The sequence below is a fragment of the Halomonas sp. YLB-10 genome (genome assembly GCF_003856855.1).
Taxonomy (GTDB): Bacteria; Pseudomonadota; Gammaproteobacteria; order Pseudomonadales; family Halomonadaceae; genus Halomonas; species Halomonas litopenaei.
On sequence record NZ_RRCU01000009.1, the window covers coordinates 189,980 to 207,328 of the forward strand.

Below are 17,349 nucleotides of genomic sequence, written 5' to 3' on the forward strand. Positions count from 1 at the left end.
ACAGAAGGCGGTTCGTGGAAGGACATGCCTTGGCCGCGATTGAAGTGTGGCCGGCACGATGGTGTGGTCGGCACGATGGAAAGAGGCCATAGCGCCCGTGACAGGAATACTGGCTGGTGCCCCGGGCGGCACGAAGAAGAGCCGATGTGCGGGTGAGACAGGATCAGGGACATGAGCGCTGCGCCAAGACGGTAGCAACGACAGGGGGATCAGAAGATGGGCGAAGCAAGGCACCACTATCACTTCTATCAGCGCCATCATCAGGGGCACTTTCAGCGTCTTCACGCGGACCCGACCTGCTCGCGAACCAGGCTGGCGTCACAGCAGGAACTCTGGCGCAAGGAGTTGCCGTCGCGTAAGGGGGCTGGCGATGACGGGACCACCGAGGCTGGATGGCGATACTCCCATGACGTGGTATCGCCGGACTGTGACGATGATTATCTCCAGTATCGTGAGCTATTCATGACCAAGTTGGCGCTGGAGGCTACCGCCGCACTGGCAACGTTTCTGGTGACTGCCGCCGCCATCATGATGATTCTGCTTCAGCACCAGGGACTCTTGACCGCCGTCATCGTCATTGCACTGAGCGTGCCCGCCTTTGTGCTGTCGACGCAGCGCCTTTCGTGCCTGGGGCATGATGCAACGATGTTCGAGAGCGAACCCTTGGGAGATATTCGATTATGAGCATCGGTCAACAGGTGCTGCTCGGCGTCGCTATTACCTCGCCGTTGTTGGTGCTGACATGGTGGTCGGTGCGACGTACCGATCGCCACCTGAGAAAGCGTCGCCAGTAACCTCAGCATACGGGCTCTCCGTACAGCTGCGCCGTTCAGGTATGTCGTCTGAGCACGCCGTTCGAGCGTGCCGATCGGTGGAGGCGTTTGGCCGTCATGTCAGGACGTGGCCTTCGATGATCACCTTCGGTCGTGACCAAGGAGGGCCAGATGGCCGGGCGTCTCGTATCTTGTCAGAGTTTCGTATCTTGTCAGAAAAGCACCACCCTCTCGTCTCACCGTTCCTCAGCCAGCTGGCGATGCCTGCTGTTCGTGGTGTCGCTGGTCCTGCCGTCGTGGGCCAACGCCAGCTGTCCTGACTGGACGGCGAGCATGGCGTCCAGTCGCATCACCGAGTTGACCAGCCACCTGCGGCAGTGGGAGCAGGCCTACCGCAAGGACGGCAGCTCGCCGGTCAGCGATGATGTGTTCGACCAGACCGAACGTCGGTGGCGCGAACTCCAGCGCTGTTTTCCCGAGCTCGAGGTGGCGGACTTCAAGGATAGGGCTTCCGCGCCGACAGTGGATAGTGCCACCCCTTGGCAGCGCCACCCTGTGGCGCATACCGGGCTGCGCAAGGCGCAGGACGCTGCCGAGGTGCAGCGTTGGCTTTCGACCGGTGTTCCAGACTCGCCGGCGCCGCAAGCTTCGTCGCCACAGAGACAGGACCCACAGCAGGCGACGATAGCACCGGCCGACCGCGCTACCGATATCTGGATTCAGCCCAAGGTGGATGGTGTGGCGGTCAGCCTTGTCTATCACAGAGGCCGCCTGGCGGGCGTGTACAGTCGTGGGGACGGGCGGACCGGCCAGGACTGGACACGCCATGCCGCGGTCATCCCGTCGATTCCCCAGCGCCTGGCAGGTGATTGGCAGTCGCTTGCCGACGGCGATGGTCTGGTGTTTCAGGGTGAGCTGTATGAGCGCCTTGAAGATCATGTCCAGCAGCGGGATGGCGGGGCAGGGGCACGCTCCCATGTGGCCGGCTGGCTTGCCCGCGATGAGTTGTCCCCTGCGCTGGGCCAGCGTATCGGTCTGTTCGTCTGGTCCTGGCCGATGGGGCCGCGGACGCTTGAGGATCGACTGTCAGGGCTCGAGCGCCTGGGCCTGGGTCAAATATCGCGATACACCCACCCTGTTGAATCCCAGGAGGACGCCGCCGCCTGGCGCGAGCGCTGGTATCGCTCGCCGCTGCCCTTCGCCACCGATGGCGTGGTACTACGGCGTGGGCGCAGGCCGGATGGTACGGTCTGGCAGGCCGAGCCGCCGCACTGGGCACTGGCGTGGAAGTATCCACCGCGAGAGGCCCTGGCGGAGGTAGCCGACATAGCGTTCCGCATTGGTCGCAGCGGTCGCATCACCCCGGTGGCCCGGCTTGTGCCGGTGGAGGTGGATGGACGCAGGCTGAGCCAGGTCAGCCTGGGGAGTCTGTCACGCTGGCGCGAGTGGGACCTGCGGCCCGGCGATCAGGCGATCATCGAGTTGGCCGGGCTGATCATCCCTCAGCTAAAGGGGGTGGCCTGGCGCGCAGCCGAGAGGGTTGACCTCGAGGTTCCCGCGGAATCGGACTTTCACCTGCTGAGTTGCTGGCACCCGACCCCGGGCTGTCGGCAGCAGTTTCTGGCTCGCCTGGCCTGGCTCAGTGATTCATCGGCGCTGGATCTCGACGGTGTCGGGGAAGGCACCTGGAAGGCGCTGGTGGACGCCGGCCTGGTGGCGGGGTTGCTGGACTGGCGGGAACTGTCGCCAGAGCGACTGGCCCAGGCAAGCGGCATCGGCAAGGTCACCGCAGAGCGTCTTGGTGTTGCCCTCTCCGAGACCAGCCATCGCGGCTTCACGCAGTGGCTAAGCGCCCTGGGAGCGCCCTCGGCTGGGGGTATCTCCGAGCACGACTCCTGGCGCACGCTGTCGGCGTTGGACGCAGCCGGCTGGCGCCGCCGCCCCGGCGTCGGTGATGTTGGCGCCAGGCGCTGGCGAGCGTTTCTTTCGCATCCCGAGGTCGACGCCCTGGCGAGGCAACTGGCCGACGCCGGTATTGCTGGCTTCGTCGGGGCCTTCGACGATGACGCGACACGTTCGATTGCCACGCTGGGCTCAGCTAGCCCTTCTCATAGCCTTTCGCATAGCCCTTCGAACCGCTCTCCAGCTAGTCCCTTACACCGCGCACCAGCTTCCCCCTCAGCGACTCGACTGAAAAGTGATGCTGGCGCCCGGCTAGAGATCGACGCAGCGCCCTGGTTGGCGAGTCCGCCATAGTGACTCCTATAGTGAAGGCTGGATAACCAGCAGGAGGCGAGCATGACTCCGACCGAGGCTTCGCAAAGGGCGCAGTGGGCTCAGCGTCAGGATGACTACCGGGTCGCCGATATCGGCCTGGCCGACTGGGGGCGCCGCGAGATTCGCATCGCCGAAAGCGAGATGCCGGCCTTGATGTCCCTCAGGGCCCGGTACCGTGAGGTTCAGCCGCTCAAGGGCGCACGTATCGCCGGCTGTATCCACATGACGATTCAGACCGCGGTGTTGATCGAGACCCTGGTCGACCTTGGTGCGAGCGTACGCTGGTCGTCCTGCAATATCTTTTCCACCCAGGACCACGCCGCCGCCGCCATCGCCGCAGCAGGCATCCCTGTATTTGCCTGGAAGGGCGAGAACGAGGACGAGTTCTGGTGGTGTATCGAGCAGACGGTGGATGGCGCCGACGGCTGGACCCCCAATCTGGTGCTGGATGATGGCGGTGACCTGACGCTGCTGTTGCACGAGCGACATCCGGACAAGCTTGACGCCATCCACGGCATCAGTGAAGAGACCACCACCGGTGTCCATCGACTGCTCGAGATGCTCAGGGCAGGCACCTTGAAGGTGCCGGCCATCAACGTCAACGACGCCGTCACCAAGTCGAAGAATGACAACAAGTACGGCTGCCGTCACAGTTTGAATGACGCCATCAAGCGTGGGCTGGATCACCTGCTGGCGGGCAAGCAGGCACTGGTGGTGGGCTATGGGGACGTGGGCAAGGGGTCGGCGGCCTCGCTGCGTCAGGAAGGCATGATCGTGCGCGTCGCCGAGATCGACCCGATCTGTGCCATGCAGGCCTGCATGGACGGTTACGAGGTGGTTTCTCCCTATCGTGGCGGTATCAATCGTGGCGTCGACAGTCTCGATCTCGAACTGCTCGGCAAGACCGACCTGGTGGTGACCTGCACCGGCAATATCGGCGCCTGTGACGCCGCCATGCTGGGCGCTCTCAAGAATGGCGCGGTGGTCTGTAATATCGGCCACTTCGACAGCGAGATCGATACCGCCTACATGCGCAAGCAATGGCTCTGGGAGGAGGTCAAGCCCCAGGTGCACAAGATCTACCGAGACGCCGGGCCGGGGCAGACGTACGATCCCGACAGCCGCAATGTGATCTACCTGCTGGCCGAGGGGCGTCTGGTCAACCTGGGTAACGCCACCGGTCATCCCTCGCGGGTGATGGACGGCTCCTTCGCCAATCAGGTGCTGGCGCAGATGCATCTGTATGCCCGGCGTTTTGCCGAGCTGGGCCCCGACGAACGCGACGGCATGATCGATGTCACGGTGCTGCCACGCCATCTCGACGAGGAGGTGGCACGCTACATGGTGGAGGGCTTTGGCGGCGTGATCACTCAGCTGACCGAGGCTCAGTCGGAGTACGTCGGAGTGCCGGTGGAGGGGCCATACAAGCCAGACCACTATCGTTACTGAGGCTTGCCGGATAGGGGGCTGTGCGCCGCGCCAGCCTTGATCGGGGGCAGGGAATCAGGGCTGGGTAGTCAGCCTGGGGCGAGCCTGGGGAATAGCGGGGCAGGGGGCGGCACCGGTCATCGTTTCGTCATGGTCGCGCCACGGCAGTGTCACCGGGACAGGACAGGCTGGGTGGGCGTCACAGGAGACTGCCCATGGCCACATCACTGACCGCTCGTACCCTGTTCATTTCCGATCTTCACCTCGGCACCCGGGATTGCCAGGCCGCCTTGCTGTCGCGGCTGCTGCGCCGCGTGCGCCCGGAGCGCCTGTATCTGGTAGGGGATGTGATCGACCTTATCGCCATGCATCGGCGGGCGTCGCTGCCGGCGGTGCAGCAGCGCCTGGTGGGGCGTCTCTTGCGCCTGGCCAAGGGCGGTTGCGAGATCATCTATATTCCCGGCAACCACGACGCGGCCTTGCGTCAGCTGTGTGGCATCCGTATGCACCGGGTGCGCATCGAGCGCCGGGCGATCCACGAGACCGCCGATGGTCGCCGTCTGCTGGTGAGCCACGGCGACGAGTTCGATACCCATGTGCGCCTGGCCCCCTGGCTGATGGCGCTGGGTGATGGCATGCATCAGTTTGTGCTGTCGCTCAATCGCTGGTGCAACAAAGCGCGCAGCCTGCTGGGCCTGCCTTACTGGTCGCTGGCGGCGGCGGTCAAGGGGCGCATCGGCGCGGCCCAGCGCTATGTCGAACAGTTCGAGCAGGCGGCCATCCATCAGGCGGCCCGGGAAGGACTCGATGGCTACGTCGGCGGGCATATCCACAAGGCCGGATTTCGTGCCCAGGACGGCGTGCTCTACTGCAACGACGGCGACTGGGTGGAGCACTGCACGGCGCTGATCGAGCGTCCCGACGGCAGCCTGGCGCTGATCGACTGGGAAGGGCAGGTGATCGAGGCCGAGCCTTCGATGCCCCGCGCCTGCCCCGAGGGCGCCCTGGCGGGGGCCTGAGAGGCCTCCCCCTTCGCCCGTGTTGTATCCGTTCGCTTTACCGCGGCCTTGCTCAGTCGTTTTCTTCAGGCTTCCTGGCCGACAACGCCGCTCCGACTGACGGGTAGCGCATTGGCCTTTGCCAGTGTTCTGCCAGCCTCCAGTAATTCTTCCGCCAGCTGCGGGTCATTTACCGTACGCGCCATGGCCAGACTGCCGATCATCGCAATCGTCTGGCCGAGCGCGCGCTTTCGCGTGTCGGTGTCCATGTCAGAGGTGTCGACAAAGCGCGTCAGGAAGCCTTCCAGCAGGGCGGTATAGGTGGTGCGCACCTGCTCGTCGCGCTGCGCCACATCGCTGACCAGACAGGCCAGTGGGCAGGTTGCCTCGTCCTTGGCGAGAGATTGGCTCAAGTAGGCCTCGATACGGGCTTCTCGACTTTCGAGGTGATCGAGCGCGGTGGCCCCGCGCCTGGCAGCATGACGGATGGCATTGGCGTAGAGCGTCGACTTGCTGTCGAAGTGGGCGTAGAAGGCGCCCCGGGTCAGACCGGCGGCGGCCATCACCTCGTCGATACTGACGGCATCGTAGCCTTTTCGGGTAAAGCAGCGGGCAGCTGCGTCGAGGATGCGGGTTCGAGTCTCGTGCTTGCGTTCGCGGCTCCAGGGCATGGGCCGTCTCCGATGGCAGAATATGTTATTGAACATATGGTGTCAGCGGCCATGCTGCAAGACGAGCGAGCACGACTCGCGCACACGTCGGCGTATATATCGGCAAGCGCCGGCGGTTTTTCGTCTGGTAACCAGGAGGTTGGCATGGCAAGCGTACATATCGTGGGTCCCGCGTTCTCGAACTTCGTGCGCAGCGTGATGCTGGTGTGTCACGAGAAGGGTATCGAGCACAGTGTCGGGATGGAGGTCGAAGGACGTCGGGTCGAGCTGCATTCACCGGAGTTCAAGGCGCTCAATCCCTTCGACAAGATCCCCGTGCTGATTCACGGCGAACGACGCCTGTACGAGAGCGTTGCCATCTGCCGCTACCTGGAGGGCGCCTTCGATGGGCCCGACCTGCTACCCAGGGACGACTGGACGCGGGCCCAGGTGGATCAGTGGTGTGCTGCGCTGGCCACCCAGGCCGACCAGGCCATCGTGCGGCGCTACCTGCTGGAACTGGTCTTTCCCAAGGGGCCCAATGGCGAGGTGAGGGAAGACCGGGTACGCGAGGCGGCCCCGGAGGTGGCACGGATACTGGCCATCCTGGAACACCAGTTGGCGGGGAGAGACTTTCTCGTCGGTGATGGCTTCACCCTGGCCGATGCCCTGGCGGCGCCGATGCTCGACTATCTGGAGGCCACGCCGCCCGCTGCCTCGCTGATGGAGGAGGCGCCAAATGTCCGAGCCTACGTGGAGCGTCTGAGATCGCGGCCTTCCGGCAAGGCGGTATTGGTCGCGCCCGTGTTTCCCCGCTAGTCACTCTCGGCGCTAGCGACTTTCGCCTCTCAGCCTCCCTGCACCAGTCCCAGCATCCCGCTCAGGTACAGCGGGATCACCAGCGGCGCGGCCAGGGTGGTGATCAACACCGCCAGGGCGCCCTTCTCGGGCGCGATGCCGAGTTCCATGGCCACCACCACCACGTTGGCGGCCATGGGCACCACCCCGATCAACAGCAGCGCCAGCGCCATGTCCTGTGACAGCCCGGTGGTGGCCTTGAGCAACAGGACGGCGCCGAGCATCAGCAGTGGCCACAGGGCATAACGCACCGCCACGCAGGCGCCGATAAAGCGCCCATCCAGCGAGCGCACAGAAACACGACCCAGGGTCATGCCGATGATCATCATGCCGAGCAGGGTGTAGGTCGCTGGAAATACCGACATGGCATCGGTCACCGCCGCTGGCACCGTCACGCCGACCCCTTCCACCAAAAGCGCCGCCAGAAAGGCGTAGATCAGCGGCAGCCTGGCGATCTTGAGCAGGCTGTCGCGCACCGTAAAGCGGCCGCGGGCGCTCAGATAGAAGCCGACGGTGAACTCGTAAAGGGTGACGCCGAGTGCACAGAACAGGTACAGGGTGACGCCGGACGGGGGCAGCAACACCAGCGCCACCGGCAAACCAAAGTAGCCGGTGTTGCCGGTACCGGCAGAAAACGCCAGCACCGAGCCTTCCTCATCCCCCAGCCAGCGCTTTCCCAGCCGATTGATGAGCACGGCCACCAGGCTTGCGATCACGAACAGGGCGGCGGTCAGAGCGAGGTAGACCGGCGTCGGACCGCCCAGTACCAGCGCGCGGAAGAAGGTCAGCGGAGCGATCAGGTAGATCAGCAGGGTGGCGATGGGACGAGGGTCGACCTTGAGCCGCCTGGCGGACAGGACGCCGAGGGCGACAAAGGCGAGCAGGGTCCACAGGGGGCCCATCAGCGAGGTCGGGTCGACGGCCATGTTCATCATCCTTGGGTGCCAGGCCCCGTATCATGCCGTCTGGGCGCGCCGGTGTCAGCCCGGGCCGGCTGCCGAGGTCATTTTTTAGAACAGATGGTTATGAGTCTCTCTTTTCTTATATGAAGAGAATTGAAGTTTACCCGCGAAACTTTCATTGGTCGGGGTGAGGCCGAGTCGTCACAATGGCACCCATCACCTTTACGGCCGCCGATTTGCGGTAGCCCGACACGCTTCACGAGGACCCCGAGATGAGCGCACAAGAGCACCCGCTGGGCATCAGCTTCGAATTCTTCCCCCCGAATACCGACGCCGGGCGGGAGAAGCTGATGCGCAACCGGGACCTCTTGGCCGAGCGCAATCCGCGGTTCTTCTCCGTCACCTACGGTGCCGGCGGTTCCACCCAGAATCGCACCATCACCACCGTCAACGCGGTGCGCGAGTGCGGCATCACCACCGCGCCGCACCTGTCCTGCGTCGGCAGTGAGAAGGCCCAGCTGCGCGAGCTGCTGACCGACTACAAGGCCCAGGGCATCAACAGCCTGGTGGCCCTGCGCGGTGACCTGCCTTCCGGCATGGGCGGCATCGGCGAGCTGCGCTACGCCAATGAGCTGGTGGAGTTCATCCGCGAGGAGACCGGTGATCACTTCGAGATCGCGGTGGCGGCCTATCCGGAGTCTCACCCCCAGGCGGCGAGCTTCGAGGCGGATCTTCAGAACTTTGCCCGCAAGATGAATGCCGGTGCCAACCTGGCGATCACCCAGTACTTCTTCACCGCCGACGCCTACTTCCACTTCGTCGAGCGGGCTCGCCAGCTTGGTGTGGAAGCACCGATCATCCCCGGCATCATGCCGATCACCAACTACTCCAAGCTGGCGCGCTTCTCCGACGCCTGCGGTGCCGAGATCCCGCGCTGGATTCGCAAGCAGCTCGAGGCGTACGGTGATGACAGCGCCGCCATCGCCGACTTCGGCGAAGAGGTGATCTCGCGTCTGGCCCAGCGTCTGCTCGACGGTGGCGCCCCGGGGCTGCACTTCTACACCCTCAACCAGGCCGAGCCGACGCTGAAGATCGTCGACAACATCACCGGCCGCTCATGACACCAACAACAACGCTGGACGGGTCGCGCTAGCCAGTCGCGACCACAATAACAAGAACGTCGGCCCCGCCCTGTGCGGGGCCGTCGTCGTTCTGGGGGAGGGTAGAAAGACGAAGAAGACTGGCGGTTGGGGGCTGGCCAACGGCGGGCGGCCGTCGTCGTCATGAGGGGTGTCTCTGGTACCAAAAAGCCCCGCCATGGGGCGGGGCCAGAGGGCGGGGCTCAAGGTGCGGGGTTAAAGGGGGGCGGGGTTCAGCCTGCGGTGGCGCTGCGGGTGCCGCCGCCGCTGGCGCGCTGCATCACGAACAGGCCGATGGCGATGGCCAGCCCTGCCAGGTCGGTGACGATGCCGCCGTAGATCAGGCACAGGGCGCCGATCAGCATCACCAGCCGCTGCCAGGCCTTCACCGGTCCGAAGAACCAGGCCTGGACGGTGGCCGCCAGCAGCACGATGCCGATGGTGGCTGTGGTGCCGACCCGCAGGATCTGGGGCCAGTCGCCTTCCATCAGCATGGCCGGGCTGTAGAAGAACATGAACGGCACGATGAAGGCTGCCAGGCCGATCTTGAACGAGGCCACCGAGGTGCCCATGGCGTTGTCGCCGGAGATACCCGCCGCCGCGTAGGAGGCCAGCGCCACCGGCGGGGTGATCGCCGAGACCACCGCGAAGTAGAACACGAAGAAGTGAGCCACCAGCGGCTGGATGCCGATGTCGATCAGGCCTGGGGCGACCACCGAGGCGGCTACCGCGTAGGCGGCGGTGGTGGGCATGCCCATGCCCAAGAGGATCGAGATGCACATGGCGAAGAACAGCGCCAGCAGCTGGCTGACACCGGCCAGGCCCAGCAGCAGCGACGAGAAGCGCGCGCCGACGCCGGTCAGGGCGATGACGCCGACGATCAGGCCGGCACAGGCACATACCGCGATGATCTGGATCGACATGGTGCCAGCCAGGCTGAGGGCCCGCAGGATGGAGCGAATGCCCATCTTGTGGGGTGACAGCCAGCTCACCACAGCGGCGGAGGCGGTCGCCAGCGTGCCGGCGCGAATCACCGAGTAGCCCATGAACAGTGCTGTGATCAGGATGATGATCGGGGCGAACAGGTAGACCTGCTTGATCAGCTTGGAGAACTGCGGAATCTCTTCCTTGCGCATGCCGCGCATGCCCTTGCGGGCCGCCTCGAAGTCGACCATGAAGTAGACAGAGGCGAAGTACAGGATCGCCGGGATCAGCGCGGCCACCGCGATCTCGGTATAAGGAATACCGGTGATCTCGGCCATGATGAAGGCGCCGGCACCCATGATCGGCGGCATGATCTGGCCACCGGTGGAGGCGGCCGCCTCGATGGCGCCTGCGCTTCTGGCCGGATAGCCGACCTTCTTCATCAGCGGGATGGTGAGCGAGCCGGTGGACACTACGTTACCTGCGCTGGTGCCGTTGATCATGCCCATAAGGCCGGAGGCGAAGATCGAGACCTTGGCGGGGCCGCCACGGGCGCGACCGGCGCCGGCGAAGGCGAAGTTGACGAAGTAGTCACCGACCTTGGAGGCCTGCAGGAAGGCCGCGAAGATGATGAACAGGATGATATAGGTGGAGGACACCGCCGTGGTCGGGCCGAGGATGCCGGCGTCGGTGTAGACCTGGCTGAAGAAGCGCCCCAGCGACAGTCCCGGGTAGCCGAGGAAGCCTGGCAGCCAGGGGCCCATGAAGACGTAGGCCAGGAAGATGGCGGAGATCACCACCAGCGCCAGACCGGCGACGCGGCGGGTCAACTCGAGGATCAGCAGCGAGCCGGAGATGGCGGCCCAGCTGATGCCCATGGGCGCGAAGGAGGTGCCGGTGGAGGCGCGCAGCGGACTGTTGAAAACCACCAGCAGGTAGCCGGCCACGGCGGCGGCGCAGACCATCAACACGACGTCGGCCAACAGCAACTGGTGGCGGGCCTGACGGGGAAACCAGGAAAGCGCAATGGCACCGACGGTGGCCAGGATCAGCGGCGCGCCGTAGTGCCAGTTTTCGATGGCCGGCTCGATGCGCATGGCGCCGCCGGCCATGGTCTGCTGCATCAGCACCACCTGGATCAGGGCGTAGCCTGCGGGCAGCAGCAACGCCAGGGCGATCACGCTGGCCCAGCGCGGCGCACCGTCCTGGCCGTCCTCGACGAAGCGCGAGCCGGTGTAGAGGCCGAAGCCGAGGATCAGCGCGCCGGCGATATGGATGATGCGAAACGACCAGGTCTCGATGGGGTAGATATTGAGCGAGACCAGGTGAAAGACGGTGTAGGCCACGGCGAGTACGCCGAACAGCCACCACTTGCCGCCCTGGAAGACACGGCGATTGGGTTCGACGGCTTCGTCGTCGACGCCCGAGGCGACGATGGGTTCGACCGAAGCGTCGGTCGCATCCTCGTCGCGGGGAGAATCTGGGGTGTGGGTCATGGAGCGATACCTTGAGAAACGGACGACCGGCCGGGTGCCCGCCCGCGGACTGGCCGCGGGCGGGTGATCCTGATTACTGCTTGATCATGGACGGATCGATCTCGTAGCCGTTTTCCTCGTACCAGCGCGCGGCGCCGGGGTGGAACGGCAGCACGGTGTTGTACTGAATGTTCTCGGGAATGGTGGTCGCGGCACTGCGGTGCACGTCGAGCATCTTGTCGTTGTTTTCCATGGTCAGCTTGGTGACCTCGTAGACGAAGTCCTCGGGCAGGTCACAGCCGGCGATGGCGAAGTTCCACATGGACACCGCACGGGCGTCTTCCTCGAGGGTGGTGTAGGTGCTGGCCGGGATCTGGAAGGCCGAGACCGGGAACTTGTCGAGGACCTGCTGCTGCTCTTCCTCGGTGAATTCGACGATGTTGACGTCGGTCTGCACCTCGAGCTGGCTGACCGCGGGGATCGGAATGCCGGCGGCGAAGGCGATCACGTCGAGCAGGCCGTCCTGCAGCTGCCCGCCCAGGTCAGACCAGCCGCCGTTGCGGCGATCGAAGTTGACGCCCAGCTCTTCGAGGATGGCCGGGAAGTAGGTGTCGGAGGTGGAGGCTGCCGGGCCGAAGCCGATACGAGCGCCGTCGGGAATCTCGGAGATCGAGGTGATGCCGCTGTCGGACAGGGCGGTGATGGAGAACGGGGTCTCGTACATCGGGAACATGGCGCAGACGTTGTCCATCTTCACGCCGGGGGCCAGCGGGCTCTTGCCGTTCACCGCGTCGGAGGCGGGACCCATGGTGGTCAGGCCGAAGGCCACGTCGCCGCCGTGCACCAGCGCCAGGTTCTGGGTCGGACCACCGGTGACTTCGCCGCCGCCGGATAGACCGAGCTGGTCGGCGACCAGGTTGGCCCAGCCGGAGCCGTAGACGAAGTAGGTGCCGCCCTGGCTCGCGGTGCCCACGGTGAAGCTTTCGGGCCAGTCTTCACGGTCTGCCTGGGCGGCAGCGGACACCAGCAGGGTGCCGGCGAAGGTGGTGGCGAGGACGCCGGTGAGGAGCCGGGTAGAGGTGCTCATGCAATGTCTCCCAATGCGATGGACGTTGTGGTTATCGTGCTGCGGTCTCAAGCCTAGACGCCAAGACCGAGCCTGACCGGACGTCGGTCAACGCAAGAGGTATCGCAAGGGGTGTGCCCGACCCAAGGATTTATCTGTAAATCAGTTGGTTATAAAAGTCGCTTTAGACATTGGTCGAAAATGTCGACACGGCCTTTGTCCGAAGTTTCGCACGTTTGCCGAATTAGAGTGTGCGGATATCCGCACACCCTTGGGCGTAAAAGCGTCGCGCGCTGGATCAGTGGCGTTTGCCGGGGTCGAGAATGCGAACCGGCTGGATCTCTTCAGTGGCGGGGGCTTCGGAGTCCTGGTTGACCCGGGTGGCGAGCTCTTCGACCACGTCGTCCTCGATCGGTAGCTGTTCGAAGAAGTCGCAGCTGACGCACTCACGGTAGCGCACGCCGTTCTGCTCCCAGGCGCGGATACGGTCCATGGCGGCGCAGCGGGGGCAGACGACGCCGGCGATAAAGCGTTTCTTGACGGTCATGTCGGTCTCCACAAATGGCAACGCCCCCGCTGGCGGCGGGGGCGTCGACGAGACGGATGGTCAGGCGGCGCGGATGCCGCTGTGGCGCAGCAGCGGTTCGATGCTCGGCTCGCGGCCGCGGAAGGCCTTGAACAGTTCGGCGGCATCCCTGGCACCGCCTTGCTCGAGGATCTCGCGGCGGAAGCGAGTGCCGGTCTCGGCGTCGAAGGTGCCGGCCTCCTCGAAGGCACTCCAGGCGTCGGCGGACAGCACCTCGGCCCACTTGTAGCTGTAGTAGCCCGCCGCATAGCCGCCGGCGAAGATGTGGCCGAAGCTGTTCTGGAAGCGGTTGAATTCGACTCGCGGTACCACCGAGACCTTGGCGCGGACATCGTCCAGCAGCGACTGGATGTCGGCGGCAGACGGCGCTGCTGGCTCCAGATGCAGGCGGAAGTCGAACAGCGACAGCTCGACCTGGCGCAGCATGCCCATGGCGGACTGGAAGTTCTTGGCCGCGGTGAGCTTGTCGAACAGCTCGTCGGGCAGCGGCTCGCCGGTGTCGACGTGGCCGGAGATCAGGTCCAGCCCTTCACGCTCCCAGCAGAAGTTCTCCATGAACTGGCTCGGCAGCTCCACCGCGTCCCAGGCCACCCCGTTGATGCCCGACACGTCGGCCACCTCCTGGCGGGTGAGCATATGGTGCAGGCCGTGGCCGAACTCGTGGAACAGGGTGGTGACCTCGTCGTGGGTCAACAGCGCCGGCTTGTCGCCCACCGGGCGGGTGAAGTTGCAGGTCAGGTAGGCCACCGGCAGCTGCAGCTCGACGCCGTGGCGGCGACGCACCCGGCACTCGTCCATCCAGGCGCCGCCGCGCTTGCCTTCACGGGCGTAGAGATCGAGATAGAAGCCAGCGATGGGCTGGCCGTTCTCGAGCACCCGGTAGAAGCTGACATCCTCGTGGTAGCTGGGGGCATCGGGGTCCTGCTCGACCTGCACGCCGTAGAGGCGCTCGACCACGCTGAACAGCCCGGCGACCGCCTTGGGCGCAGGGAAGTAGGGGCGCAGCTGCTCCTGGGAGATGGCGTAGCGGGCCTCGCGCAGTTTCTCGCTGGCGTAGCCCACATCCCAGGGGGCGAGTTCCTCGAGCCCCAGCTCGTCACGGGCAAAGGCCTCGAGCTCGCTGAATTCCTGTTGGCCCTGGGGCAGGGCCCGTCTGGCCAGGTCGTCGAGGAAGCCGATGACCTCGCTGGGGCTGTCGGCCATCTTGGTCGCCAGCGAGTAGTCGGCGTAGCTGGAGAAGCCCAGCAGCTCGGCCATCTCGCGGCGCAGCGCCAGGGTCTCTTCCATGATCGGGGCGTTGTCGTACTCGCCTGCGTTGGGGCCCTTCTCGGAGGCCCGGGTGACGAAGGCGGTGTAGACCTCACGGCGCAGTTCGCGGTCTTCGGCGTAGCTCAGCACCGGGAAGAAGCTGGGGAAGTCCAGGGTGATGCGATAGCCCTTGTTGCCCTTGGCCTCGGCGTTGGCCGCCAGGGTGTCCAGGGCGCTCTGGGGCAGGCCGGCCAGACGGCTGTCATCGTCGAGTTCCAGCGCCCAGGCCTGGGTCGCGTCAAGCAGCTGGTTGGAGAAGGTGCTCGACAGACTCGACAGGCGCGTGCGGATTTCCGCCGAGCGCTGTTTCTTGTCTGCCGGCAGGTCGACGCCGGCCAGGCGGAAGTCACGCAGGGCGTTGTCCACCGAGCGCTGGCGAGCCTCGTCGAGCTCGGCGAAGGCCGGGCTGTCCTTGAGCGCCTGCCAGGCGCGGAACAGGCCTTCGTGCTGGCCGATCCAGGTGCTGTAGGCGGAGAGCTTCTCGAGGCAGCCGTCGTGGGCCTCGCGCAGCTCCGGTGTGCTCATGGTCGAGTTGAGGTGCGATACCGGCGACCAGGCCTGGGCCAGGCGATCGCTCATCTCTTCCAGCGGCGCCGCCAGGCTGTCCCAGCTGGGGGTGTCGCGCTCGGCTTCGGCCACCAGCTTCTCGACGCCTTCGCGCAGCTCCTCGAGCAGTGCTTCCACCGCAGGGGCGACGTGCTCCGGGCGAATTTCGCCGAAGGGCGGCAGGGTGTGGCGTTCTAGCAGCGGATTGCGGGACATGGGCACCTCTCGGGAATTCGACAATGGTTCAGTAAATGCGGGCGACTGCCGGCGGTTTCAATGTGCTAGTCTTGCGGCCTTCGTTTTTCTCGATCTGGACACCGAAAGACCATGAACCAAACGCTGGAACGCTGGAGTTCGCGCCGCGCCTTTATCCTGGCCGTGACCGGGGCCGCCGTCGGTCTTGGCAATATCTGGCGCTTCCCCTACATCACCGGGGAGAACGGGGGCGCCGCCTTCCTGCTGCTCTATGTAGGCTTCGTGGTGGTGCTGGGCCTGCCGGTGATGATGGCAGAGATCATGATCGGCCGGGCCGGTCGGCGCAGCCCGATGCAGTCGCTCGCTGAGCTTGCGCGTCAGCGCGGCACCTCGAGCCACTGGAAGTGGCTGGGGCTGTTCGGCGCCTTTACGGTGTTCTGTATCCTGTCGTTTTACTCGGTGGTGTCCGGCTGGTCCATCGACTTTATGGTCAAGGCCTTCAGCGGAGGCTTCGCTGGCCAGAGCGCGCCGCAAATCGGCGCAGGCTTCGACGCCTTCCTGGCTGACCCGCTGCGGATGACGCTCAACCATACGCTGTTTCTGGTGATGACCATGGTGGTGGTCGCCGCCGGCGTGGCCAAGGGCTTGGAGCGCCTCAATAACCTGCTGATGCCGGCGCTCTACCTGCTGCTGATCGTGCTGGCCGGCCACGCCGTGACCATGGACGGCTTCGGTCCGGCCATGGCCTGGCTGTTCACCCCGGATTTCTCGGCGCTGACGCCGATGGTGCTGGTGCACGCCATGGGACATGCCTTCTTCACCCTGGCGGTGGGGGCCTGCGCGCTGATGGCCTACGGCGCCTATATGCCCGACCACCAGAGCCTGCCTGGCGCCGCCGGCGCGGTGGCGGTGCTTGATGTGCTGGTGGCGCTGCTGGCCGGTATTGCGATCTTCTCGGTGGTGTTCACCCAGGGCATGGATCCGGGGGAGGGTCCAGGACTGGTATTCGTGACCCTGCCGGTGGCCTTCGCCGAGCTGCCCGGTGGTCCCTTCTGGCTGGGACTTTTCTTCCTGCTGCTGCTGCTGGCGACTTGGACTTCATCGATCAACCTGGCCGAACCGATGGTCTCGACCCTGGTGGGCTGGGGGCTGTCGCGGCGCATGGCCGCCCTGGCGGTGGGCCTGTGCGTATGGCTGGTGGGGCTGTTGTGCGTGCTGTCGTTCTCGAGTCTGAGCGACGTCCACCTGATCGGGGAGATGAACTTCTTCGGCGTGGTCAGCACCATTCCGCCGGAGATCTTCCTGCCGCTAGGCGGTCTGTTGATCGCCATCTTTGCCGCCTGGGTGATGCCTGAGCAGGAAGCGCTGCGGGCGCTGGATGCGGGGCCCAATGGCTTTCGCGTGTGGCGCGCCGTGGTACGCTGGGTATCGATTCCGCTGGTACTGGTGGTGCTGTTCAGCGGTCTGCTGTAGTGCCGCGACCGACCGGCGCACAACCTTCAGGAGAGACAGCGATGGCAGACAGGGTGGCAACGGAAGCGCACGATGGTGCGCCGGGTTATCCGGTGATCCGTTCCTGGCAGGGCGTAAGCCCCAGGCTGGGCACGCGGGTCTATATCGACCCCCAGTGCATGGTATTGGGTGACGTGGAGTTGGGAGACGACTGTTCGGTGTGGCCGATGGCGGTGATTCGCGGTGACATGCATCGGATTCGCATCGGCTCGCGCACCAGCGTGCAGGACGGCAGCGTGCTGCACATCACCCACGCCAGCGACTTCAATCAAGGCGGCTGGCCGCTGACCATCGGCGATGAAGTCACCATCGGCCACAAGGCGGTGCTGCATGGCTGCACCCTGGGCAACCGGATCCTGGTCGGCATGGGCGCCATCGTCATGGACGGGGCGGTGGTCGAGGACGAGGTGATCATCGCCGCCGGTGCGGTGGTGCCCCCCGGCAAGCGCCTGGAAAGCGGCCACGTCTACGCCGGCAACCCGGCCAAGGCGCTGCGCCCGCTGAAGGATGCAGAGCGCGCCTTCTTCCCCTACACCGCGGGCAACTACGTCAAGCTCAAGGATCAGTACCTGGCCTCGGCCGAGGGCTGACGGCAGAGCCGCAGTGGTGAAGAACACGGATCTGCCCGCGCAGGTCCGTGTTTTTTTATCCAGTATGTTTCCAACCAATTGTTTCTATTGAACTGCCGGGCGATAATCTGGTCATTTATCCA

At 65.1% G+C, this 17,349-nt stretch carries 14 protein-coding genes; 8 read left to right on the forward strand and 6 right to left on the reverse strand.

Features of this window, described 5'->3' with window-relative positions; all coding sequences use genetic code 11:
* Positions 1–216 precede the first annotated feature (216 nt).
* The 4 genes from EBB56_RS19440 to EBB56_RS19455 all read left to right on the forward strand — a co-directional run bounded on the left by EBB56_RS19440 (position 217) and on the right by EBB56_RS19455 (position 5,497).
* On the forward strand, positions 217–684 hold the full coding sequence (locus EBB56_RS19440; RefSeq protein WP_124805089.1) for a hypothetical protein: 468 nt from the start codon (positions 217–219) through the stop codon (positions 682–684).
* Positions 685–1,106: 422 nt separating this feature from the next.
* Entirely contained in the window at positions 1,107–3,029 is a 1,923-nt protein-coding gene (gene ligB / locus EBB56_RS19445; protein WP_221621213.1) for an NAD-dependent DNA ligase LigB, read from the forward strand.
* A 42-nt stretch (positions 3,030–3,071) separates the two neighbouring features.
* Positions 3,072–4,499 carry an adenosylhomocysteinase gene (gene ahcY, locus EBB56_RS19450; RefSeq protein WP_124805091.1) on the forward strand — a complete coding sequence of 476 codons (1,428 nt, stop codon included), beginning with the start codon at positions 3,072–3,074 and terminating at the stop codon, positions 4,497–4,499.
* 194 nt (positions 4,500–4,693) lie between these two features.
* Positions 4,694–5,497, forward strand: a complete 804-nt coding sequence (locus EBB56_RS19455) for a UDP-2,3-diacylglucosamine diphosphatase (RefSeq protein ID WP_124805092.1) — start codon at positions 4,694–4,696, stop codon at positions 5,495–5,497.
* Between the two features lie 65 nt (positions 5,498–5,562).
* Here the strand turns inward: EBB56_RS19455 and EBB56_RS19460 are convergent, their stop codons facing one another.
* Complete coding sequence (locus EBB56_RS19460) at positions 5,563–6,147, reverse strand: TetR/AcrR family transcriptional regulator (RefSeq protein ID WP_045992238.1); 585 nt, start codon at positions 6,145–6,147, stop codon at positions 5,563–5,565.
* Between the two features lie 144 nt (positions 6,148–6,291).
* Between EBB56_RS19460 and EBB56_RS19465 the strand changes: the two genes are divergently transcribed.
* A complete protein-coding gene (locus EBB56_RS19465) occupies positions 6,292–6,945 on the forward strand; it encodes a glutathione S-transferase family protein (protein WP_124805093.1) in 654 nt (217 codons plus the stop codon).
* A gap of 29 nt (positions 6,946–6,974) precedes the next feature.
* Here the strand turns inward: EBB56_RS19465 and EBB56_RS19470 are convergent, their stop codons facing one another.
* Positions 6,975–7,910, reverse strand: coding sequence for an AEC family transporter (locus EBB56_RS19470; RefSeq protein WP_124805094.1), 936 nt, complete (start codon positions 7,908–7,910; stop codon positions 6,975–6,977).
* A gap of 248 nt (positions 7,911–8,158) precedes the next feature.
* Here EBB56_RS19470 and metF point away from each other — a divergent pair, with 248 nt between their 5' ends.
* Positions 8,159–9,007 carry a methylenetetrahydrofolate reductase [NAD(P)H] gene (metF, locus tag EBB56_RS19475; RefSeq protein WP_045992235.1) on the forward strand — a complete coding sequence of 283 codons (849 nt, stop codon included), beginning with the start codon at positions 8,159–8,161 and terminating at the stop codon, positions 9,005–9,007.
* A gap of 251 nt (positions 9,008–9,258) precedes the next feature.
* Here the strand turns inward: metF and EBB56_RS19480 are convergent, their stop codons facing one another.
* From EBB56_RS19480 to prlC, 4 genes are all read right to left on the reverse strand, one after another.
* Positions 9,259–11,445 carry a TRAP transporter permease gene (locus EBB56_RS19480; protein ID WP_124805095.1) on the reverse strand — a complete coding sequence of 729 codons (2,187 nt, stop codon included), beginning with the start codon at positions 11,443–11,445 and terminating at the stop codon, positions 9,259–9,261.
* Positions 11,446–11,518: 73 nt separating this feature from the next.
* A complete protein-coding gene (locus tag EBB56_RS19485; RefSeq protein WP_045992233.1) occupies positions 11,519–12,511 on the reverse strand; it encodes a TAXI family TRAP transporter solute-binding subunit in 993 nt (330 codons plus the stop codon).
* A 277-nt stretch (positions 12,512–12,788) separates the two neighbouring features.
* Positions 12,789–13,037 carry a YheV family putative zinc ribbon protein gene (locus EBB56_RS19490; RefSeq protein ID WP_045992232.1) on the reverse strand — a complete coding sequence of 83 codons (249 nt, stop codon included), beginning with the start codon at positions 13,035–13,037 and terminating at the stop codon, positions 12,789–12,791.
* 60 nt (positions 13,038–13,097) lie between these two features.
* On the reverse strand, positions 13,098–15,146 hold the full coding sequence (prlC, locus tag EBB56_RS19495) for an oligopeptidase A (RefSeq protein WP_045992231.1): 2,049 nt from the start codon (positions 15,144–15,146) through the stop codon (positions 13,098–13,100).
* A 111-nt stretch (positions 15,147–15,257) separates the two neighbouring features.
* Between prlC and EBB56_RS19500 the strand changes: the two genes are divergently transcribed.
* Positions 15,258–16,598, forward strand: coding sequence for a sodium-dependent transporter (locus EBB56_RS19500; RefSeq protein ID WP_045992230.1), 1,341 nt, complete (start codon positions 15,258–15,260; stop codon positions 16,596–16,598).
* A gap of 41 nt (positions 16,599–16,639) precedes the next feature.
* A complete protein-coding gene (locus EBB56_RS19505) occupies positions 16,640–17,227 on the forward strand; it encodes a gamma carbonic anhydrase family protein (protein WP_045992229.1) in 588 nt (195 codons plus the stop codon).
* Positions 17,228–17,349 lie beyond the last annotated feature (122 nt).